Source organism: Rheinheimera muenzenbergensis (assembly GCF_036984005.1).
GTDB lineage: Bacteria > Pseudomonadota > Gammaproteobacteria > Enterobacterales > Alteromonadaceae > Alishewanella > Alishewanella muenzenbergensis.
Window position 1 is genome coordinate 111,826 of the sequence record NZ_JALAAR010000008.1, and the last position, 17,223, is coordinate 129,048.

General features: G+C 50.0%; 15 protein-coding genes. 10 read left to right on the forward strand and 5 right to left on the reverse strand.

Going from position 1 to position 17,223, the window contains the following annotated elements:
- The first annotated feature begins 7 nt into the window (after window positions 1–7).
- The gene (locus MN202_RS10900; RefSeq protein ID WP_335736151.1) at window positions 8–1,456 is read left to right on the forward strand and encodes a S41 family peptidase; all 1,449 of its coding nucleotides are present in this window, start codon (window positions 8–10) and stop codon (window positions 1,454–1,456) included.
- 135 nt (window positions 1,457–1,591) lie between these two features.
- Complete coding sequence (locus tag MN202_RS10905) at window positions 1,592–1,888, forward strand: hypothetical protein (RefSeq protein ID WP_335736152.1); 297 nt, start codon at window positions 1,592–1,594, stop codon at window positions 1,886–1,888.
- Window positions 1,889–2,088: 200 nt separating this feature from the next.
- Here MN202_RS10905 and asnS read toward each other — a convergent pair whose 3' ends face one another.
- A complete protein-coding gene (gene asnS, locus MN202_RS10910) occupies window positions 2,089–3,489 on the reverse strand; it encodes an asparagine--tRNA ligase (RefSeq protein WP_335736153.1) in 1,401 nt (466 codons plus the stop codon).
- 101 nt (window positions 3,490–3,590) lie between these two features.
- Between asnS and MN202_RS10915 the strand changes: the two genes are divergently transcribed.
- The gene (locus MN202_RS10915; RefSeq protein WP_335736154.1) at window positions 3,591–3,965 is read left to right on the forward strand and encodes a hypothetical protein; all 375 of its coding nucleotides are present in this window, start codon (window positions 3,591–3,593) and stop codon (window positions 3,963–3,965) included.
- On the opposite strand, the gene bioA is transcribed toward MN202_RS10915, so the two are convergent.
- Window positions 3,962–5,233, reverse strand: a complete 1,272-nt coding sequence (gene bioA / locus MN202_RS10920; RefSeq protein WP_335736155.1) for an adenosylmethionine--8-amino-7-oxononanoate transaminase — start codon at window positions 5,231–5,233, stop codon at window positions 3,962–3,964. The two genes, MN202_RS10915 and bioA, sit on opposite strands and share 4 nt — an antisense overlap.
- A 106-nt stretch (window positions 5,234–5,339) precedes the next feature.
- Here bioA and bioB point away from each other — a divergent pair, with 106 nt between their 5' ends.
- Genes bioB through bioD form a run of 4 tightly spaced genes read left to right on the forward strand, consistent with a single transcriptional unit; the run spans window position 5,340 to window position 9,012 of the window.
- Window positions 5,340–6,380, forward strand: coding sequence for a biotin synthase BioB (bioB, locus tag MN202_RS10925; RefSeq protein WP_335736156.1), 1,041 nt, complete (start codon window positions 5,340–5,342; stop codon window positions 6,378–6,380).
- A gap of 1 nt (window position 6,381) precedes the next feature.
- Window positions 6,382–7,533 (forward strand): aminotransferase class I/II-fold pyridoxal phosphate-dependent enzyme, encoded by a 1,152-nt coding sequence (locus MN202_RS10930; protein ID WP_335736157.1) that lies wholly within the window; start codon window positions 6,382–6,384, stop codon window positions 7,531–7,533.
- A complete protein-coding gene (locus tag MN202_RS10935; RefSeq protein WP_335736158.1) occupies window positions 7,530–8,333 on the forward strand; it encodes a methyltransferase domain-containing protein in 804 nt (267 codons plus the stop codon). Before MN202_RS10930 ends, MN202_RS10935 begins: the two co-directional genes overlap by 4 nt.
- The gene (gene bioD, locus MN202_RS10940; RefSeq protein ID WP_335736159.1) at window positions 8,323–9,012 is read left to right on the forward strand and encodes a dethiobiotin synthase; all 690 of its coding nucleotides are present in this window, start codon (window positions 8,323–8,325) and stop codon (window positions 9,010–9,012) included. Before MN202_RS10935 ends, bioD begins: the two co-directional genes overlap by 11 nt.
- Window positions 9,013–9,133: 121 nt before the next feature.
- Here the strand turns inward: bioD and pepE are convergent, their stop codons facing one another.
- Entirely contained in the window at window positions 9,134–9,835 is a 702-nt protein-coding gene (gene pepE / locus MN202_RS10945) for a dipeptidase PepE (protein ID WP_335736160.1), read from the reverse strand.
- Between the two features lie 144 nt (window positions 9,836–9,979).
- Here pepE and htpX point away from each other — a divergent pair, with 144 nt between their 5' ends.
- The gene (htpX, locus tag MN202_RS10950; protein WP_335736161.1) at window positions 9,980–10,846 is read left to right on the forward strand and encodes a protease HtpX; all 867 of its coding nucleotides are present in this window, start codon (window positions 9,980–9,982) and stop codon (window positions 10,844–10,846) included.
- Window positions 10,847–10,891: 45 nt separating this feature from the next.
- Here htpX and MN202_RS10955 read toward each other — a convergent pair whose 3' ends face one another.
- Both MN202_RS10955 and MN202_RS10960 read right to left on the reverse strand, forming a co-directional pair.
- Complete coding sequence (locus tag MN202_RS10955; protein WP_335736162.1) at window positions 10,892–11,233, reverse strand: zinc ribbon domain-containing protein YjdM; 342 nt, start codon at window positions 11,231–11,233, stop codon at window positions 10,892–10,894.
- 75 nt (window positions 11,234–11,308) lie between these two features.
- On the reverse strand, window positions 11,309–12,535 hold the full coding sequence (locus tag MN202_RS10960; RefSeq protein WP_335736163.1) for a pepsin-like aspartic protease: 1,227 nt from the start codon (window positions 12,533–12,535) through the stop codon (window positions 11,309–11,311).
- Between the two features lie 136 nt (window positions 12,536–12,671).
- Here MN202_RS10960 and MN202_RS10965 point away from each other — a divergent pair, with 136 nt between their 5' ends.
- Both MN202_RS10965 and MN202_RS10970 read left to right on the forward strand, forming a co-directional pair.
- Window positions 12,672–13,808: a pyridoxal-phosphate-dependent aminotransferase family protein gene (locus MN202_RS10965; RefSeq protein ID WP_335736164.1), complete on the forward strand. Its 1,137-nt coding sequence runs from the start codon at window positions 12,672–12,674 to the stop codon at window positions 13,806–13,808.
- Between the two features lie 102 nt (window positions 13,809–13,910).
- Entirely contained in the window at window positions 13,911–17,189 is a 3,279-nt protein-coding gene (locus MN202_RS10970; protein WP_335736165.1) for a S41 family peptidase, read from the forward strand.
- The last annotated feature ends 34 nt before the right edge of the window (window positions 17,190–17,223 follow it).

The window sequence follows — 17,223 nt, forward strand, 5'->3', positions numbered from 1 at the left end:
AGTTGTAATGATTAAAAGTATTGCTAAATTAGTCACCACCATATTTTGTATCAGTTTACTAGGATGTAACTCTGATAGTGATCAAGATGACATTATCAAAGAGCAGCGAAATGAGCTTTGGTATTCTGATCTTTATGGCGAAATAAAACAGATCAGCGGCGATTCTGTTGTTACTTGGCAGGTAACAGGAGCTTTTTGTTATCCAATAATCACGTTAGACCCCTTGCCACTTTTTGATTCTTTTAGCAAAAAGTATAAAGACCAACTTATTTATGAAAGACCGTATGATAGTGGTCCTGCTTCATATAGATCTATACAGAGCATTGAAGATGTTTGTACAGACGGCATACTAGATACAATTGCCGACAACAGCTATGAGTTTGATGCAGAAGTTACTTTTCAGTTATTTTGGCTAGATATGAAAAATCACTACGCCTTTTTTAAGGAGCGTAACATTGATTGGGATAATATCTATGAAGAGTACGCTCCTAAGTTAATTGAAGCCGATGAAGAGCTCCTAATTAATATAATTAGTGAAATATTACAAATTTTGAGTGATGGTCATACTCGCTTGTATTATAACTTAGACAAAGAGCCAATCAGCTTTGAAGCTAAGTTAACACTTGCAAAACGACTAGAACAGGAAGCGCATGATTTAGAACTGAAAGGCGAACCTGCTGAGAATTATGTTATTGAGCAAACTGTACTTGTTAGAGAAAACATTACGCAGTACCTAAATGAAGAAACCCAGCCAGCATTTATTACACGTAATACACTGGACTCATTTGGCCCAAACTGGGGGATCATTGATGTTGAAGGTATTCAAGTTGGATATATGTCACTCCCTCACTTTGTTAACTTTATTGAAATGGACAGCCTAGAGCGCGAAGATATCAGTTATGCGAACGAAGCATTTAATAATTTGCTAGATGAAATATTTGTTGCATTGGATGGTACGCAAAAATTGATAATTGATATTCGCGATAATGAAGGCGGATATGATATTCAAGCCTTGGAGTTAATAAAAAGGTTTATATCTAATAATACCTTAGTTTGGGATATTAGTACTTTTTATGCTGGTAGTCTTCATGAACTAATTGCTGTTTATGCAGAACCTAACAGCAGACCATACTATCAAAATGATATCTATTTACTGACATCAAATGGTACTTTCAGTGCAGGCGAGAGTTTTGCACTTGCTATGTCATCGCTTCCTAAGGTTACTTTGGTTGGAGAAGCCACTGCTGGGGCCACATCAGATACTTTCCCTCGTATGTTACCTAATGGTTGGGCCTACGAACTTAGTAATGAATACTATAAAAATAGTGAGGGACTAAATGCTGAAGTGCTCGGTGTGCCTGTGGATATTGAGGTTGACCCTTATGATAAATTCGCAAGAGGCGAGAAAAAAGACCTTGTGATAGAAAAAATAATTGCGCTTTTAACTGAAGACTAAATATAACATGGCACTTGTTTTTGTTTATAAGCAGTAATAAACAGGGTCAGATAAAAATTAAAAGGCTGAAAAAATGCTATGTTTAGTTTTTTTTTAACTGACCCAGTGATTCGTTTTCTAATGAACGGCAAGACTATGCTTAAACTAAAACTTATTGCTGCAGCAATTGGCATCTTGGGCTTACTGGTTTTCGGTTTCTACACCAACGAAGCCCGCAAGGAAGTGTATTATCTTTGCGGCAATTTTAGTAAAGGCACGGCTTACTCAAGTGTAATCCGTCAATTAAATACGGCTAATTTGTCGGAATACAAAGTGGAAAACCTGCCGCAGGGTAAGCATGTTATACATAGTAGCGCACTGCATTTTCACTTGCTTAGCTGTGCCATAGAATTTAACCCGCAAGAAAAGGTGGTATCTGTCTTATATGGTTAAACATAACAACAGCAATCACATACGATTACTGCTACAACGTCGGCTTGAGCTGCTTGAAGGGCTCTCAAGGGGAGAGCGGGCTGTACTTGAGGGAAGAACTTACAGCCAAGCTGAAGCCAGGGAGAAAATGAGTAAATGGCTTGCCGCTACAGGCAATAAAAAAGGCGCTGGTTAAAGCGCCTTTTCTACTTTTAAAGCTGTTAGAACTCAGCATTACCCGGTGTGCGCGGGAAGGCGATAACATCGCGGATATTACCAATACCGGTAACGTACGATACCAGACGTTCGAAGCCTAAACCAAAACCGGCGTGGGGCACTGTGCCGTAGCGGCGCAGATCACGGTACCAGCCGTAGTCTTCTTTGTTTAAGCCCATTTCATCCAGGCGTTTGTCGAAGGCTTCTAAGCGCTCTTCACGCTGGCTGCCGCCGATAATTTCACCAATGCCCGGCGCTAACACGTCCATTGCTGCTACCGTTTTGCCATCGTCATTTAAGCGCATATAAAAGGCTTTAATGTCTTTCGGGTAGTTTTGCATGATGATAGGTGCGCCGACATGTTCTTCAGCCAGGTAACGCTCGTGCTCAGACTGTAAATCGACACCCCATTCAACCGGGTATTCAAATTTCTTACCGCAGCTTATTAAGATCTCAATAGCGTCGGTGTAATCCATCCGCACAAAGCTTGAATCAACCAACTGCTGTAAACGTGTTACGGCGGTAGGGTCGATACGCTCGGCAAAGAAGGCCATGTCGTCAGCACGCTCAGTTAATACTGCTTTACAGACGTATTTCAGCATGTCTTCAGCTAACTGGGCGATGTCTTTTAGCTCGGCAAAGGCCACTTCTGGCTCTATCATCCAAAACTCAGCTAAATGGCGGCTGGTGTTAGAGTTTTCAGCACGGAACGTCGGGCCAAAGGTGTAAATTTTCGACATGGCACAAGCGTAGGTTTCGCCGTTTAACTGGCCAGATACCGTTAAAAAGGTTTCTTTACCGAAGAAATCCTGGCTGTAATCGATTTTGCCTTTATCAGTGCGCGGCAGGTTTTCCATGTCCAGCGTGCTGACGCGGAACATCTCACCGGCACCTTCAGCGTCTGAGCCGGTGATGATTGGCGTGCTGATCCAGTAATAGCCCTGCTCGTGGAAAAAGCGGTGCACGGCCTGGGCTAAACAATGCCGTACCCGGGTAACCGCACCCATAATGTTGGTGCGTGGGCGCAGGTGAGCGTGTTCGCGCAGGTATTCCATGCTGTGACGCTTTGGCGCCATAGGGTAGGTGTCCGGGTTTTCTACCCAGCCTAAAACATCAACTTGTGTCGCCTGTAACTCAAACGCCTGGCCCTGACCTTCAGAGCGGGCGATAACGCCGCTGACCGCTACTGAGCAAGAGGTGGTTAAACGTTTTACTTCAGACTCGTAATTATTAAGCTCGGCAGGCGCGACAGCCTGCACTGCATCGAAGCAGCTGCCATCATGAATAGCTAAAAAGGAAATGCCGGCTTTTGAATCGCGGCGGGTGCGGATCCAGCCTTTAACGGTGACAGTGTCACCCACGGCATAGCGACCTGCTAATACATCTTTAATTACGGCGTGCGTCATGCAACAAACTCCAGAGGGTATAAACTAAGCAAACAGCATAAAGGCTGTAATGATACTGAGCCAAACGCACAACACAAGTAAAAGTTATCAGGACGCTAAAATTGACGTCAAGTGATGAAACACCGCTGAAAACCGAGCGCCGTAAAGGGCCGGATCTGCTGTGCCGGGCCTTTGCCTGGTTGGCTATCAGTGCCTGGCTGATATTTTTGCTGGCGCTGGTACTGGCGCACTATGCCCGGCCGGAAATGGACACCGGCCTGGTTCGCTATTGGGGCATTGAGATCCGCACCGACTGGCGGCCTAAACTCACGTTATATCTGCAACTTATGCTGTGGTTGATTGCGGCGCTAAGTGCAGCAAGTTTGTTATTGAATTACCTGCGCTCGCGCCGGCGAAATGACCATCTGCATCTGAATATTATTTTGTTGTTGTTAAGCTGTGCCGGCTTTTTACTGTATTTGTACTGGTTTGTTTAGAAGCCCACCACGCTGCACATGGCCGCTGTCAGCTTGCTAAGTTCAGTCGGGCTGATAATAAAAGGCGGCATCACATAAATCAGGTTATTAAAGGGGCGGATCCACACACCCAGTTCAACAAAACGCTGTTGCAGCGCAGCAACATCTACCTTGTTATGCAGCTCTAACACGCCGATGGCGCCTAGCACCCGCACATCTTTTACCAGCGCTGACTGCTGGCAGGGCGCCAGCTCATGGTTAAGCTGCGCCTCAATGGCTTCTACCTGTTGCTGCCAGTCACCTTTAGCGATAAGTTGCAAACTGGCGCTGGCCACTGCGCAGGCCAGCGGGTTAGCCATGAAGGTTGGGCCGTGCATTAAGCCACCGGCGGCACTTAAACTGATGCCACGGGCCACTTCATCGGTGCACAGGGTAGCGGCCAGCGTAATATAGCCCCCGCTTAGCGCCTTACCGACGCACATAATGTCGGGTTGTATGGCGGCGTGCTCACAGGCAAACAGTTTGCCGCTGCGGCCAAAACCGGTAGCAATTTCATCGGCTATCAGCAGCACCTGATATTTATCACACAGCGCGCGGGCGCGACGTAAATACTCCGGATGATAAAAGCGCATACCGCCATAGCCCTGTACTATCGGTTCAAGAATAAGCGCGGCTATTTCAGTGTGATGTTGCGCTAACAGTTGCTCCAGTGGGGCAATATCTTCGGGTAAAAATTCGCCGTTAAACCGGCTTAGTGGTGCCGGTAAAAAATAGTGCTGTGGCAATAAAGCGGCGAACATATCGTGCATACCATCAACAGGATCGCACACGGCCATCGCGGCAAAGGTGTCACCATGGTAGCCCTTACGCAGGCTAATCAGCTTTTGTTTGCCGGGAGTGCTGCTTGCCAACCAGTACTGCAACGCCATTTTAATCGCCACTTCAACGGCTATAGAGCCGCTGTCAGCCAGAAAGACCTTGGTTAAATTGTCTGGCACCATACCCAGTAATTGTTGGCACAGCTGCACGGCAGGCGGGTGGGTAATGCCGCCAAACATCACATGCGCCATCTTGCTAAGTTGGTTAGTTACTGCAGCGTTAAGCTCGGGGTGATTGTAACCATGCACAGCCGACCACCAGGAAGCGGTGCCGTCAATTAAACGCTGACCATTTTGCAGGATCAACTCGCAGCCCTCTGCTGCTACCACCGGATAGACCGGTAACGGGTTAAGCATAGAGGTGTAAGGATGCCAGATATGCGAACGATCAAAAGCTAAATCAATGCTCATATATTAACCTGTAGTAAAGTTTTAAACCTGGTCAGCGTTGACAACCCGGTGGCGGCGGTTAGACTAGCCGAAAACTATTACAACCTCAATTTTATCAGGGATATTTATGCACTCTGTTGTCCGCCACGACTGGACCTTAGCGCAGGTTAATGCGCTATATGCACTGCCATTTAACGATTTGCTGTTTCAGGCGCAAACTGTGCACCGTCAACACTTTAAACCCAACGAAGTGCAGGTTAGTACCTTATTATCGATAAAAACCGGTGCCTGCGCAGAGGACTGCAAGTATTGCCCGCAAAGCGGCCACTATAATACCGGCCTGGAGCGCGAGCGCCTGCTGGAAGTGGAAAAAGTGCTTACCCAGGCTAAAGCAGCCAAAGACAAGGGTGCCAGCCGCTTTTGTATGGGGGCCGCCTGGACCAACCCGAAGCAGCGTGACATGCCGTACATTATTGAAATGGTGCAGGGCGTTAAAGCCATGGGGCTGGAAACCTGTATGACGCTGGGCATGCTTAGCGGTGATCAGGCCAAAACATTAGCCGACGCCGGCCTGGACTATTACAACCATAACCTGGATACCTCGCCGGAGTTTTACGGTGAAATTATTACCACCCGCACTTATCAGGATCGCTTAGATACGCTAAGCCATGTGCGCGATGCCGGTATGAAAGTATGTTGTGGCGGTATCTTGGGCATGGGCGAAAGCGCCAATGATCGCTCTGCATTATTAATGCAACTGGCCAACCTGCCAGAGCACCCGGAAAGCGTGCCGATTAATATGCTGGTTAAAGTGGCGGGCACACCGCTGGAAAACGTTGATGATTTAGACGCTTTTGAATTTATCCGTACCATAGCAGTGGCGCGGATTATGCTGCCACAAAGCCATGTGCGGTTATCGGCCGGCCGTTCGCGCATGAACGAGCAAATGCAGGCGCTGTGTTTCTTCGCCGGGGCAAACTCAATTTTTTACGGCGATAAGCTGTTAACCACTGATAACCCGGAAGCGGACGCCGATATGCAACTGTTTGCCAAGCTGGGTATTAAGCCAGAGCAGCGCCATGATGTGTCTGATCAAGCTCACGAACTGGCACTGGCCGATGCGATAAAAGATCAGGCTAATCCGCCGCTGTTTCACGCGGCGCAATAAGATGTCTGCTGACAGACTGGCGCAGTTGCAACAGGCGCTGGAGGAGCGTGCAGCACAACAACTGTTGCGCAGGCCGGTAACCTTGCAGCACTACAACGGCAGGCTGTTAACGGTGGCTGGCAGCAGCTTTATAAACTTTAGTGGCAATGATTACCTGGGGATAGCCACTGAGCCACAAGTGCTGCAGGCTTTTGCCGACGGTGCCATGCAATTTGGTGCCGGCAGCAGCGGTTCGCCTTTGGTTACCGGCCAGCACGCTGTGCATCAGCAACTGTGTGACAGCCTTTGTCACTGGCTGGACGTAGAGCGGGTATTGTTATTTTCGTCCGGCTTTGCGGCAAATCAGGCAATGTTGCTGACGCTTAGCAGTAAAAACGACAGCCTGTTGCTGGATAAGCTTAGCCATGCTTCGCTAATTGACGCCGCGCGGCACAGCGACGCGACACTTAAGCGCTTTGCTCATAACGATCAGACAGCACTGCATACATTACTCAGCCAGGCTCAGCAGCCAATGGTTGTTACCGAAGGCGTGTTTAGTATGGATGGTGACAGTCCGGATCTGCCTGCCATGCTTAAGCTTTGCCAGCAGTTTAATGCGCCGCTGCTGCTGGACGATGCCCATGGTTTAGGCGTGCTGGGGCCAGAGGGCATCGGCACGGCTGCAGCGCAGGGCGTTAAGCCAGGCGACTTGTATTGCACTATGGCCAATTTTGGTAAAGCGCTTGGCGTTGGCGGGGCATTTTTAGCCGGCAGTAAAACTGTGATTGATTATATTGAGCAGTTTGGCCGGCATTATATTTACAGCACGGCATTACCGCCGGCGCTGTGTGCTGCAGTGATAAAAAGCATCGAACTGTGCCGCAGCCAAAACTGGCGGCGGGAAAAGTTACACAGCAATATCGCGTTGTTTCGGGCATTGGCCGCTGACTTACCTGTATTACCTTCTGACACCGCCATTCAGGGCTTGTTATTGGGTAGCAGCGAGCGCGCAGTGGCGGCCAGTGCGCAATTAAAACAGGCCGGCATCTGGCTAAGTGCTATCCGGCCACCCACAGTACCGCAAGGCAGTGCGCGGCTGCGTATTACGTTAAGTGCTCAGCATACTGAGCAGGATATTCGCCAATTAGTACAGCAGTTAAGGCAGTTAGTATGAGTGCTGTAATGCAACACCATTCAGACAGTGACAGCGGGTTTAAACAGCAAGTTGCCAATAGTTTTAGCGCGGCATCACAAAGCTACATGCAGGGTGCCCGTTTACAACAGCAGGTCGCGCTGGACGCGTTAGCCTTGCTGGCAAAAACGCAAAGCGGGCATTTGCTTGATCTGGGCTGTGGCCCTGGTTGGCTGCACCCACGTTTTGCCGAACACTGCAGCAGCTTCACTGCAGTAGATTTAAGCGCCGGCATGTTAAAAAAGGCAGCAGAGGCGGTCCTGGCGCAACGCTATCTGCAGGCGGATGCGCAGCAGTTACCGCTGGCCGATGGCAGTGTAGATACGGTATTTTCCAGCCTGATGTTGCAGTGGTGCGCTAAGCCAGCAGCAGTTTTTGCTGAAATAGAACGGGTACTGGCACCGGGCGCTAAGGTTGTGATTACCACGCTGGTAGATGGCACCCTGACGGAGCTTGCGCAGGCCTTTGCCAGTTTAGACACTTATCCCCATGTCAGCCGGTTTTTTGCTGTTGATGCCGTTAAACAGGCGGCGTTAACAGCTAAAGCTATACACTGGCAGTTTGAACTGCGCCGCTATCCGTTGTATTACCCGGATGTACAAAGCTTAGCCAGAGAGCTAAAACTGCTGGGGGCAAATCAGGTAGCGGGGCGGCGCAATGGTTTAACCGGCAAAGGGTACTGGCAACAACTGGCACAAGCCTATGAGATACACCGCACTATGCTGGGTTTGCCGGCCAGTTATCAGGTGCTGATAATAAGCGGAGTAAAACATGGCAGCTAAAGCGCTATTTATAACCGCAACCGACACCGATGCGGGTAAGACGTATATCAGCAGTTTATTGTTGCAAGGCCTTAGCGGGCTAAATATCGCTGCATTGGGTGTAAAGCCAATAGCGGCGGGTGCTGACGAGCAGGGGCGAAATAGTGACGCGTTACTGTTGCAGCAATATTCCGGTATCGCGTTACCGTATCGGCAGATCAATCCAATCTGTTATCAGGCGCCGGTAGCGCCGCATCTGGCCGCTGTAAACGAGCAACAGCCGATAGACGAAACGCTGTTAAACAATGCCTTGCTACATTGGCAAAATCAGAATATCGAACACTTGCTGATTGAAGGCGCTGGCGGTTGGTTATTACCGCTAAGCCAGCAGCGTTATCTGGCTGATTGGGTGGCAGAGCAGGGTTTACCGGTGCTATTGGTGGTAGGCGTCAAACTGGGCTGTTTAAACCATGCCATGCTGACGGTGCGCGAAATTGAACGCAGTGGTTGCAAGCTTATTGGCTGGGTGGCCAATTGTATTGCCCCTGATATGTTGCTGCTAGAGCAGAATATTGCTGATCTACGCCAGCGCATCAGTGCACCTTGCCTGGCGGTAGTGCCTTATGCGCCAGCGCCGGCGCAGTATCAGCAGTTGGCGCGGGATTTGGCAAAGCATGTAGAACAGCTAACTCAGAACTAAGGACATGAGGTTTGCTCTAAACCAACCGTTGAAGGCATGGATGCCTGAATCGAGCCTACAGGGATGTATTCACGGCGTGTTGGTGTGGGCAAACCGGTTGTCCGAGCCTAATACTGCTGCGTTATTCCAGCATATCCGTTAAATCACTGTTCTGTGCCAGAGCGGTTTTATTGCCGCCGAGAAACAGATAACCACCCTCGCTACCAAGCAAGGTCAGGCTGTTGCCGCTGCGTTTTAGTGCAGTACCTTCGGGCAGCGCAATAACAGGTGATACAGGGTTTAACGCCATAAATTCAGCCAGGCGCATATCGCGGGTTTCACCATGAAAGCCTTCCGGCTTGTAGTCGGTGTAATGCGGGTTTAGCTGCAGTGGTAACAGGTTAAGCGCATTAAACGACGGCGGCTCAATAATTGGCATATCATTGGTGGTGCGAATAGTGGCTCCGGCAATGTTTGAGCCGGCACTCCAGCCAATGTAGGGGATGTTTTCGGTTACGCGTTCCTTGATAAGCTCTAATATATCTTGTTGATATAACTGATAAAGCAGCTTAAAAGTATTACCACCACCGACAGCGATAGCTTTGGCGTTTAATACAGCCTGGCGCGCATCTTGGTATTGATGAATACTGCTAACCTTAATGCCATGCGGCGCCAGTGCCTGCTGCACAGTGTGCAGATAGTCATCGTAGCTGATACTGACACCGGCGTACGGGATAAATAACAACTCGTCTGTGGCCTGAAGATGCTGCTTAATCCAGCTGATATAAGGTGCCAGATAAGCACTGTTATTGGCGCGTGAACTGCTAAGTAATAATAATTGCATGGCTAACTCCTTCATGTTGCAGCCATTGTAGCCAAAAGCGCAACTGCAGACACCTTTTCTTACAAATTAACCCGCCAGATAAGATTGAAAACGGCCAGCCAGCCCATATAGTTCAACCCATCAAGCCAATTGAGGTAAAGCAGTATGAAAAGAGTATTTTTGTTTTTAGCCACTAACCTGGCGGTGATACTGGTGCTGAGCATAGTGCTCAATATCGTATTCAGCTTTTTGGGCGTTGACCGCAGCAGTATCGGCGGTTTATTGGTATTTGCTGCGGTGTTCGGCTTTGGCGGCTCTTTTATATCCTTAGCGATGTCAAAGTGGATGGCAAAACGCTCTACCGGTGCTGTAGTGATTGAGCAACCGCGCAATGCCACCGAGCAGTGGTTAATGGCAACAGTAGCGCGTCAGGCTAAAGCCGCCGGTATCGGTATGCCTGAAGTGGCAGTGTATGACTCACCTGAGATGAACGCCTTTGCTACCGGCATGAACCGTAACGATGCGTTGGTAGCGGTAAGCACAGGTTTGTTGCGCAATATGCGCGAGGATGAAGTCGAGGCGGTGCTGGCACACGAGGTGTCGCACATTGCCAATGGTGATATGGTGACGCTGACATTAATTCAGGGCGTGGTAAACACCTTTGTCATCTTCCTGGCGCGTTTAGTGGCGGGTATGCTGAATAACAACGGCAATAATAATCAGGGTGGCGGTTTGGCTTATTTTGCTACCGTTATCGTGCTGGAAATGGTGTTTGGTGTGCTGGCCAGCATTATTGTTATGTGGTTCTCCCGCCAGCGTGAATACCGGGCCGACGCCGGTGCTGCCAAACTTGAAGGCGGCCCCGGTAAAATGATTGCGGCGCTGGAACGCTTGAAATACAACCACGAAAGCCGCCTTGAAGGCAGCATGATGGCCTTTGGTATTGCCGGTGGTGCGAAAAAATCTGAGCTGTTTTTAAGCCACCCGCCACTGGAAAAGCGCATAGCGGCGCTGCGTGGTCAGCAGTTTTAATTAAAGAGTCAAACGAATAAGGGGCAGAATAATCTGCCCCTTTTTTTACTCCTGCACTTTACGCACAAATTCAGATTTTAAGCTCATGGCACCAAAGCCATCAATTTTACAGTCGATATCGTGATCACCCTCTACCAGGCGGATGTTTTTCACCTTGGTGCCAATTTTAACCACGGACGATGAGCCTTTTACTTTTAAGTCTTTGATCACTGTCACCGTGTCACCATCTTGCAGCACGTTGCCAGCGCTATCGCGTATTTGCTTTTCATCGCTGGCATCCACCGCAATGGCTGACCATTCATGGCCGCATTCCGGACACATTAACAGGGCGCCATCTTCATAGGTATAGACAGATTGACACTTCGGGCAGGCGGGTAAAGTACTCATAGCAGGGCTCCGACAGGGCGCTTAAGCGCAAAAACGCGCATTATACCCCTTTAGTACAGGCCGGCGCAGATAAAATTAACGTCTGGCTTTAGCACAACGGATGATACCGGTATGATGCGCCGCGCGGTCAAATATGCTGTAGTAGTTACACAACAGTGGTAAGCCGATAATGTGCTGACTGGCAAAATGTGGCAACTGCGGTATTAACTTGAAGCTACACAACCCAAAGGCGGGGGCATTGTGCTGCCAGTAATCGCCCGGCGGGCAGGTTAGCTTAACGGTGTGGCCGTTTTCGCCGGCAAAGTAAAAATGTAACGGCGGCCACTGCGCCAGTTCTACCAGTTTGGCATCTATGCCTTGTTCAACGCCGTTAAAAACAGGCAGCTGCTGTAACACTGGCGACAGCGCCGGGTTATATTGTGCAAGTTGCTGCAATAGCTGTTGGTAAAGCGGGTTGGGTAGTAAGATGGCAGACGCGCCGGTGTCAAAAAAGCCATTGGCCAGATCGTCGTTGTTGCCCGGTGCACAAGGTAATAGCGGCAGCTCATCCACCTGCAGCGCGGTAAGCTGCACATTGTAGTAAACATCATGTAACACGCTGATATTGTCAAACTCACCCTGATATAAATCAGTTTGCCCGGCGCCACCACCCAGAATAAACCAGCCCTGATTTAACGGATCGTCCGGCTGCGGCGTTGCCATATCTTTTGCGTAGTGTACGGAAGAGCGGCGGCAATAGAAGGCAAAACAGTTATTTACCACGCCAGCTTGCGCAATATTGCTAAACCAGGGGCAAAGGTTGCGCTTGGGGTAATCAGCCAACAATTGTTGAATTTGGCTTAGCTGGGTGTCGTTACCGCTGGCAAATGGCCATGGCAGACTGCTTTGCGCCGGGGGGAGTTGCTGCTGCAGATACTGGCTGATGTCTGTTGCCTGATTTAACCGCTTATAGGCTAAACCAAGAATGCCGTCGGCTTTGGTAGACGCCAAAGCACCGACTGCTGCAACGGCTATATAATTTTCTGCTAAGTTGAGGCTGGTGTCGCCGTGTAACTGCATTGACGTTTGCACCACAGCACCGGCCCAGCCACCTATACCGTAAATGACTTCCTGCACCAGGCTGGTAGTAACCAGATCGCTATCTTGTTCTGTTTGGTATGCTGTTGTGTGCAGTGCCAGTGTGCTGCTGCCGGTATCCAGTACTAATTGCAGCGGCACGGCTTCGCTACCGACACAAACCGTGACAGTGTAATCGCCGTTGGCATACACATTAGTTATTGGCAGGCGTAATAGCGCAGGCATTAATAGGTTCCGCTAGCTGGTTAACTGCCAGTGTCTTGCCTGGCATTTGTCTGTTGAATACTGATTATTAATGCAGAATTGGCCAGCTGGTGCCAGTAATTTGTTAAGGTGTAATGACGAACATTAAGGAAATTCTATGAATAAGCCACCCGTAATTTCAGCTTTTTTACCTCCGCGGCGAATTTTAATGGGGCCGGGGCCGTCGGATGTTTATCCGCAGGTACTGGCCGCGCAGGCTAAACCTACCGTCGGCCATCTTGATCCGCTGTTTATCGGCATGATGGATGAGCTAAAACAGCTGCTGCAGTATGCCTTTCAAACCGAAAACGACATGACGCTGGCGGTATCGGCACCCGGTAGCGCCGGTATGGAAACCTGCTTTGTTAACTTACTGCAGCCAGGCGATACGGTTATTGTTTGCCGTAATGGTGTTTTTGGTGAGCGGATGCGGCAAAACGTCGAACGCTGCGGTGCCAGCGCTATAGTCGTAGACAACGCCTGGGGCGAGCCGGTAAGCCCAGAGCAGGTAGAAGATGCGTTAAAAGCTCATCCGCAGGCGAAATATCTGGCTTTTGTGCATGCTGAGACCTCAACCGGCGCACTGTCGGATGCCAAAACCCTGTGTGCGCTGGCTCAGCAGTATAGCTGTTTATCTATTGTTGATGCGGTAACCTCGTTAGGCGGGGTTGAGCTAAAAGTAGATGAGTGGGGCATTGATGCCATTTATTCCGGTAGCCAGAAATGTTTATCCTGTGTACCGGGTTTGTCACCAGTGTCCTTCTCAGCCAAAGCGGTTGCACGCATCAAAGCGCGCACCAGGCCGGTGCAAAGCTGGTTTTTAGATCAAAGCCTGGTCATGAGTTACTGGGGTGGTGGCGCCAAGCGCAGTTACCATCATACGGCGCCGGTTAATGCGCTTTATGCTTTGCATGAATCATTGCGTCAGTTAGCCAGCGAAGGCCTGGAACAAAGCTGGCAACGCCACCGTGATATGCATCAGCTGTTAAAGCACGGCTTAAATGAGTTAGGGCTTAAGTTTGTGGTAGCAGAGCCGTACCGGCTGCCGCAACTTAACAGCGTATATATTCCGCAAGGCGTGGATGATGCTGCTGTGCGCAAACAGTTGCTGGAGCAATATAATCTGGAAATAGGCGCCGGCCTGGGGGATTTAGCCGGTAAAGCCTGGCGTATTGGCCTGATGGGCTATGGCGCACGGCGTGAAAATATCGCCTTGTGCTTAAAGGCACTGGCAGACGTTTTAACTAATCATTAATATTTGGCATCTGGCCGTTTTTATTTGGTGTACTTTGCCGCTTCTGCTAATTTGAAGCAGCAAAGTACTCATTATAAACACTAAATAAAATCCGAGGCCTGAATGAAACTACGCTATTCCTTGCTAAGTGCCAGCTTACTTAGCCTGCTGTCTTTGCCGCTGCATGCCGTGCAGGGCTATTATCGCTCACCTGTGCTGCAGCAGGATCAACTGGTTTTTACAGCTGAAGGTGATTTATGGCAGGCCACACTTGGCGATCTGACTGCCCGCCGCTTAAGCAGTCATCTGGTGCAAGAATCTCAACCTTTATTGTCGCCCGATGGTAAAGCACTGGCATTTGTCGCTGACTATGACGGCGCCAGCGAAATATACCTGATGCCACTGTCCGGTGGTGTAGCCAAACGTATTAGTTTCGAAAACAGCCGGGTGCGTATTCAGCAATGGCTGGCCGACGGCCGTATTTTGTATGCTACCGACAGCGCAGCCGGACCGGCCAACTACTGGCTGTTAAAAACAGTCGACCCGCAAAGCCTGCAAACTGATACCTTGCCGCTGGCCGATGCCTCAGCTGGCAGCATAGACGAGCAGGGCGGCACAGTGTTTTTTACCCGCTTTGGCCTGCAATTAACCGGCGATAACAGCAAAGTGTATCGTGGCGGTGCTATGGGTGAACTGTGGCGCTGGACGCTGGGCAGCAAAGCAGAAGCCACGCTGCTAAGTAGCGGCCACAAAGGCAGCATCAGCCAGCCGGTGTTTTATCAGGGCCGGGTCTATTTTGTCAGTGATGCCGATGGCAACAGCAATATCTGGTCTGTGGCGGCAACAGGCGGCGATTTTACCCAGCACAGTTATCATAAAGACTGGCGTATTGGTCGTATCAGCGTGTCAAACGGCCAGGTGTTATATCAGTTAGGTGCCGATTTACAGCTGTTGCAACTTGCTGATGGCAACAGCCGTACCTTGCCTGTGCAAATTCAGTCGGACTTAGTGCAACAGCGCGAGCGGGTAATTGCCAAGCCTTTGCAGTATTTTAATTCGGCCTATTATCAGGCGCAGCAGGACGACAGCGATAAGGTGCTGGTAACAGCGCGCAGCCAACTTGCGTTAGCCATGCCGGGCAAACAGCGGCTGGTGCAAATCAGCACGCCTGTTGGCAGCCGCTCACGCGAGGCCGTATTATCCAAAGACGGCAATTGGGTGTACGCCATCAATGATCACAGTGGCGAGCATGAGATCTGGCGTTTTGCCGCGGACGGTTCAGACAACGCCAAACAGCTGACGACCGATGGCAGTGTGCATCGCTGGCAGCTTCGATTATCACCCGACGGTAACTATCTGGCCCATGATGATAAAAATGGAGATTTGTGGCTGTTACATCTGCCAAGCGGGCGCAATAGCAAAATTTACACTGGCGGCATAGGGTTATCGGCCTATGACGATATTAGCTGGTCGGCCGACAGCAAATTGCTGGCATTTACCTTAAACCCGTCACGGCAAAGCCGTGCTCAGGTGGTGTTGTACAGCCTGGCAGAGCAGCAAAGTGCGGTAATTACTTCTGATAAATACGACGCCTATGCACCAGCGTTCAGCCCTGACGGCTTGTGGCTTTATTTTATTTCTAACCGCCAATTTACGGCGACACCGGGACACCCGTGGGGCGATCGTAATCTGGGGCCTATGTTTGACAAACGCAGTCAGCTATTTGCTGTCAGTTTAAAGCAGCAGGCTTGTTTTGCCTTCCGGCCAGAGCAAGAGCTGGATAACTGTGATGATAAAGCCGCCAAAGAAAGCCGCAGCGCAAAAAAAGGCCGCTTAGTCGACTGGGACGGTTTAAGCGCGCGTCTGTGGCAGGTGCCGCTGGCATCGGGTAACTATAGCCAGTTGGCAGCCAATGATAAACGGCTGTATTTGCTGGAGCGTGACAGCAGCGCTGGCGCTAAACCAGTGTTAAAACAGATTGAATTTAGCCGCACAGAAGCCAATGCCGAAGTGTTCGCCAGTGATATCAGTGATTTCCAGCTGGCCGCCAATGGCAAAAAGCTGTTTATGCGCAAGCACGCCAGTCAGGGCGGCGGCGACATGTATGTGGTTGAAGCCGGCGCTAAAGCTCCCTCTGAGCTGAATAAACATAAATTAAACATCGCCAGTTGGCAGCTGAGTGTTAACCCGGTACAAGAGTGGCAACAAATGTTTGCCGATGGCTGGCGTATGCACCGCGACTTTTTGTTTGATAAAGGTATGCGCGGTTTAGACTGGGCTGCCAGCAAAGCGAAATATCAACCGCTGTTGCAGCGGGTAACCGATAGGCATGAGCTTGACGATATTTTTGCCCAGATGATGGGCGAACTGAATGCCCTGCATTCGCAAGTGCGCGGTGGCGAGTATCGCGATGACAATGCAGGAGCTAAAGCAGCCAGTCTGGCCGCCGAGTTTAGCCCGGTAAAAGATGGTTTGCTGCTCAAACATATTTATCGTACCGATGCAGAAATACCGGCACAGGCTGCGCCACTGGCTAAACCCGGTGTTAATGCCCGCGAAGGCGATACCCTGATCGCCATTAATGGCAAAGCTGTTACTGATCTGGCCGGATTAACCGAGCTACTGCGTAATCAGGCCGGTAAACAGGTATTGTTAACGTTAAAGCGCGGCAAACAGCAATGGCAAACGGTAGTCGAGCCGGTAAGTGCAGGTCAGAACAGTCAGTTACGCTATCAGGATTGGGTTGTTGGTAATCAGCAACGTGTAGCCACAGCCAGTAATAACCAGTTTGGCTACCTGCATCTGTATGCAATGGGTCCTAATGATATTGCCAACTTCTCCCGTGAATTTTATGCCCATTATGATAAAGCGGGTTTAATCATTGATGTACGACGCAACCGTGGTGGCAATATTGATAGCTGGCTGATTGAAAAGCTGTTGCGCCGGACCTGGGCATTCTGGCAGCCAACACAGGGCGCAGCTTATACCAATATGCAGCAAACCTTTCGCGGTCATTTAGTGGTGCTAACCGACCAGCTTACTTACTCCGATGGTGAAACCTTTTCTGCCGGCGTAAAAGCGCTTGGCTTAGGCCCACTGATTGGTAAGCGCACTGCCGGTGCCGGTGTCTGGTTATCTGGCCGCAACCGGCTGGCCGACAACGGCATGGCCAGGGTTGCCGAAACCGCTCAGTTTGCGATGGATGGCCGCTGGATCATTGAAGGTTATGGTGTAACGCCGGATCTGGAAGTAGACAATTTGCCCTATGAGCGCTTTAACGGTAAAGACGCCCAGCTGTTGCGAGCCATTGATTATTTGCAGCAAAAACTGCAACAACAACCGGTGGCACCGTTAAAGGCCGAGCCATTAACGGCACCTATAGCGGCTGATATTAAGCCCTGACACAAAAACGCCCGGTTAAGCCGGGCGTTTTTTT

Excerpts from the sequence above, each read along its gene's own strand:
- asnS (WP_335736153.1), bottom strand. The coding sequence starts at position 3,489 with ATGACGCACGCCGTAATTAAAGATGTATTAGCAGGTCGCTATGCCGTG.
- MN202_RS10935 (WP_335736158.1), top strand. The coding sequence starts at position 7,530 with ATGAGTGCTGTAATGCAACACCATTCAGACAGTGACAGCGGGTTTAAA.
- pepE (WP_335736160.1), bottom strand. The coding sequence starts at position 9,835 with ATGCAATTATTATTACTTAGCAGTTCACGCGCCAATAACAGTGCTTAT.
- MN202_RS10970 (WP_335736165.1), top strand. The coding sequence starts at position 13,911 with ATGAAACTACGCTATTCCTTGCTAAGTGCCAGCTTACTTAGCCTGCTG.
- MN202_RS10900 (WP_335736151.1), top strand. The coding sequence starts at position 8 with ATGATTAAAAGTATTGCTAAATTAGTCACCACCATATTTTGTATCAGT.
- MN202_RS10930 (WP_335736157.1), top strand. The coding sequence starts at position 6,382 with ATGTCTGCTGACAGACTGGCGCAGTTGCAACAGGCGCTGGAGGAGCGT.
- htpX (WP_335736161.1), top strand. The coding sequence starts at position 9,980 with ATGAAAAGAGTATTTTTGTTTTTAGCCACTAACCTGGCGGTGATACTG.
- MN202_RS10955 (WP_335736162.1), bottom strand. The coding sequence starts at position 11,233 with ATGAGTACTTTACCCGCCTGCCCGAAGTGTCAATCTGTCTATACCTAT.
- bioA (WP_335736155.1), bottom strand. The coding sequence starts at position 5,233 with ATGAGCATTGATTTAGCTTTTGATCGTTCGCATATCTGGCATCCTTAC.
- MN202_RS10960 (WP_335736163.1), bottom strand. The coding sequence starts at position 12,535 with ATGCCTGCGCTATTACGCCTGCCAATAACTAATGTGTATGCCAACGGC.
- MN202_RS10965 (WP_335736164.1), top strand. The coding sequence starts at position 12,672 with ATGAATAAGCCACCCGTAATTTCAGCTTTTTTACCTCCGCGGCGAATT.
- MN202_RS10905 (WP_335736152.1), top strand. The coding sequence starts at position 1,592 with ATGCTTAAACTAAAACTTATTGCTGCAGCAATTGGCATCTTGGGCTTA.
- bioD (WP_335736159.1), top strand. The coding sequence starts at position 8,323 with ATGGCAGCTAAAGCGCTATTTATAACCGCAACCGACACCGATGCGGGT.
- bioB (WP_335736156.1), top strand. The coding sequence starts at position 5,340 with ATGCACTCTGTTGTCCGCCACGACTGGACCTTAGCGCAGGTTAATGCG.